The organism is Micromonospora sp. LOL_024, assembly GCF_048060415.1.
Taxonomy (GTDB): domain Bacteria; phylum Actinomycetota; class Actinomycetes; order Mycobacteriales; family Micromonosporaceae; genus Micromonospora.
In genome coordinates this window covers 1-2,760 of sequence record NZ_JBHMIS010000094.1, presented here as the reverse complement: position 1 = coordinate 2,760, position 2,760 = coordinate 1, and the positions used below count along the sequence as shown (strand labels likewise).

3 protein-coding genes and 2 pseudogenes are annotated in these 2,760 nt (G+C 68.0%); 4 read left to right on the top strand and 1 reads right to left on the bottom strand.

The features are described 5' to 3' along the window. The 3 genes and pseudogenes from ACFHWY_RS28140 to ACFHWY_RS28130 form a co-directional block, all read left to right on the top strand. A pseudogene (locus ACFHWY_RS28140) lies at window positions 1-554 on the top strand (transposase); the annotation flags it as partial. 96 nt (window positions 555-650) lie between these two features. Beyond that, the gene (locus ACFHWY_RS28135; RefSeq protein ID WP_416583267.1) at window positions 651-869 is read left to right on the top strand and encodes a hypothetical protein; all 219 of its coding nucleotides are present in this window, start codon (window positions 651-653) and stop codon (window positions 867-869) included. A 45-nt stretch (window positions 870-914) separates the two neighbouring features. Next, complete coding sequence (locus ACFHWY_RS28130) at window positions 915-1,649, top strand: transposase (protein WP_416583266.1); 735 nt, start codon at window positions 915-917, stop codon at window positions 1,647-1,649. Here the strand turns inward: ACFHWY_RS28130 and ACFHWY_RS28125 are convergent. Continuing rightward, window positions 1,603-1,914 carry a transposase gene (locus tag ACFHWY_RS28125; protein ID WP_416583265.1) on the bottom strand — a complete coding sequence of 104 codons (312 nt, stop codon included), beginning with the start codon at window positions 1,912-1,914 and terminating at the stop codon, window positions 1,603-1,605. The genes ACFHWY_RS28130 and ACFHWY_RS28125 overlap by 47 nt on opposite strands. Before the next feature lie 518 nt (window positions 1,915-2,432). On the opposite strand from ACFHWY_RS28125, the pseudogene ACFHWY_RS28120 reads away from it, so the two are divergent. Further along, window positions 2,433-2,609: pseudogene (locus ACFHWY_RS28120) on the top strand (IS701 family transposase); the annotation flags it as partial. Window positions 2,610-2,760 lie beyond the last annotated feature (151 nt).

The following is a 2,760-nucleotide window of genomic DNA, read 5'->3' as shown; positions in this document are numbered from 1 at the left end:
GAGGTCCTCGACGAGGTGAAGGCGTGGCAGCACCGGCCGTTGGACGAGGTGTACCCGATCGCCTACGTCGACGCCCTGATGGTAAAGGTCCACGACGGCGGGCAGGTCCGCAACAAGGCCTGCTATCTGGTCGTCGGTGTCGGGGTCGACGCCTTCGCCGACAGCCCGCTCGGGAAACGCTACCCGGCCGCGGTCGCCGTCTGGGAACGGGCGTGGGACCGGTTCACGCCATTCTTGGCGTTCCCTCCCGAGGTGCGCCGGATCATCTACACACCAACGCGATCGAGTCGTTCAACTACCAGATCCGCAAGGTCATCAAGAACCGTGGACACTTCCCCACCGACGACGCCGTGGTCAAGCTGATCTGGCTGGCCATCGCCGACATCGAAGACAAACGCGCCCGGCAACGCGCCGCCGAGGCCGACAAGCCCCGCACCCAGGCCCGCCAGGCCCCAGGACGACTCGTCGAAGGCACCGGCGTCCACGGCTGGAAACAAGCCCTCAACTCCCTCGACATCTTCTTCCCAGGCCGCATCCCCATCGATATCCGATAGTTAACCAAGATAGGGCGTTACACAGATAATCGGACAAGCTCGATCATTTTTTTATTTCTCGGCGTCGACACGCACAACGACGCGCACGTCGCTGCGGTGATCACCGTGCTGGGTGCGCTGGTCGACACGCGGGCGTTCCCGACCACCACCGCCGGCTACACCGCCTTGGTGGACTGGGCGCGCGGACACGGTCGGCTGCACCGCGCCGGGGTGGAGGGCACCAGCTCCCACGGCACCGCCCTGACCCGGCACCTGCACGGCGATGGGCTGCAGGTCATCGAGGTCAACCGGCCCGACCGGGCGGTGCGCCGTTGACGCGGCAAGACCGACGCCATCGACGCGGAGAACGCCGCCCGGGCGGTGCTGTCCGGGCAGGCCACCGGCCTGGACAAGAGCGGCGACGGTGCCGTGGAGACGATCCGCATGTTCAAGATCGCTAAGGACTCGGCGGTCAAGGCCCGCACCCAGGCCATCAACCAGCTCAAGGCCGTGCTGGTGCGCGCCGACCCGACCCTGCGGGAATCGCTGAGCGGCCTCGGCCGCGTCGCGTTGAATCGCGCCTGCGCCGACCTGCCCAGCGACACCGGCCACGACACCCGCGCGGCGACCACCGCGGTGCTGCGCAGCCTGGCCCGCCGTGTCCTGGCCCTCACCGACGAGGCCCGCGCCCTGCAGCAACAGATGAGCGCCACCATCACCGCCTGCGCGCCGCAGCTGCTCGAGCAGCACGGCGTCGGCCCCGACACCGCTGCGGCACTGCTCATCACTGCAGGCGACAACCCGGACCGGCTGGCCAACCAGGCCACGTTCGCCGCCCTCTGCGGCGTCAACCCGATCGAGGCGTCATCGGGCAAGACCACCCGCCGCCGGCTCAACCGCGGCGGTGACCGGCGCGCCAACAGCGCCCTATACACCATCGTCCTGACCCGACTCGGCCGCAACCCACGCACCCGCGATTACGCCACCAAACGGGCACGCGAGGGCAAATCCACGAAGGAGATCATCCGCTGCCTGAAGCGCTACGTCGCCCGGCAGATCTTCCCCCTCATTACCGCAGCCCTGTCACCAGCGACAACGCCCAACCCGGCGGCTTGACAAACATAGGGGCGTCATCACGCTCCATCGCCAACTCCGCGTTCTCCCGCCGCAACCGCGCCAGCTCGGCCCGCTCGTCCTCGGCCAGCTGCCCGGCAGCGGCTTCGCCACGAGCGGCACGATCCCGCTGAACCCAGTTGGCCAGAGTGCCGCTGTTGATCCCCAGATCACGCGCTACCTGCGCGATCGACTTCCCGGTCTCCCGCACGATCCGGACCGCGCCCGCGCGGAACTCCGGATCGAACCGGCGTCTCGTCTCAGCCATGAACCGCTATCCCTCAAGTTCTGGCCTCCAAGTTACGAGGGGAACCACACCTGCTACCGCGAAGACGCCAGCCGAGTTCGTACCCGCAACGGACCCCGCGTCCTGGCCTCCATGCGCAACCTGGCCATCAACGCCCTACGCCTGGCCGGACGCTACGACATCACCGAAGCCACCCGATGGGCCAACCGCAACACGACCAGGCCCTTCACCATCCTCGGACTCACATCATGATCTTAAAACGCCCGTGCGAGCGGCTTTAACGGCGAACTGCGGATCCCGGACTGGTGCTGCCAGGGCTTGAGGGTGTCGCGGGCGAGGATCCGGCGGATGGTGGATGCCGAGATCGACGCGGTGATGCCCCGGTCGACGGCTTCGGCGGCCAGGTCGGGACAAGTTTATCTCGACAGTGGCGTGCCTGTTTCGGCTGGTAGCTGGCAAGCCAGGGCTTTGACCTCGGCCACCTGGACCGGCGTGAACCGGACTCGCCGACCAGACCGGGGCCGGTCGGCGAGTCCGGCCTAGAGGAGTCGTTCCAGACCGCGAAGAACGAGGTCGGCCTGGACCAGTACCAGGTCCGCCGCTACGACGCCTGGTACGCCCACATCACCCTCGCGATGGCCGCCGCCGCGTTCCTCGTCGTCACCCGCGCCCTCGAAGCCGCAAAGGGGGCGCCACCGCAGGCGAACGCAGCCTGATCCCGCTGAGCAGCAACGAAATCCGCCGCCTGTTCGCCCACCTTGCCCTGACCACCCGCCGCCGAGCCGACCACATCCTGCAATGGTCCCACTTCCGCCGCCGACGCCAGGAACAAGCCCGAGCCGCCCACTACCGCAAACGACTCGAACC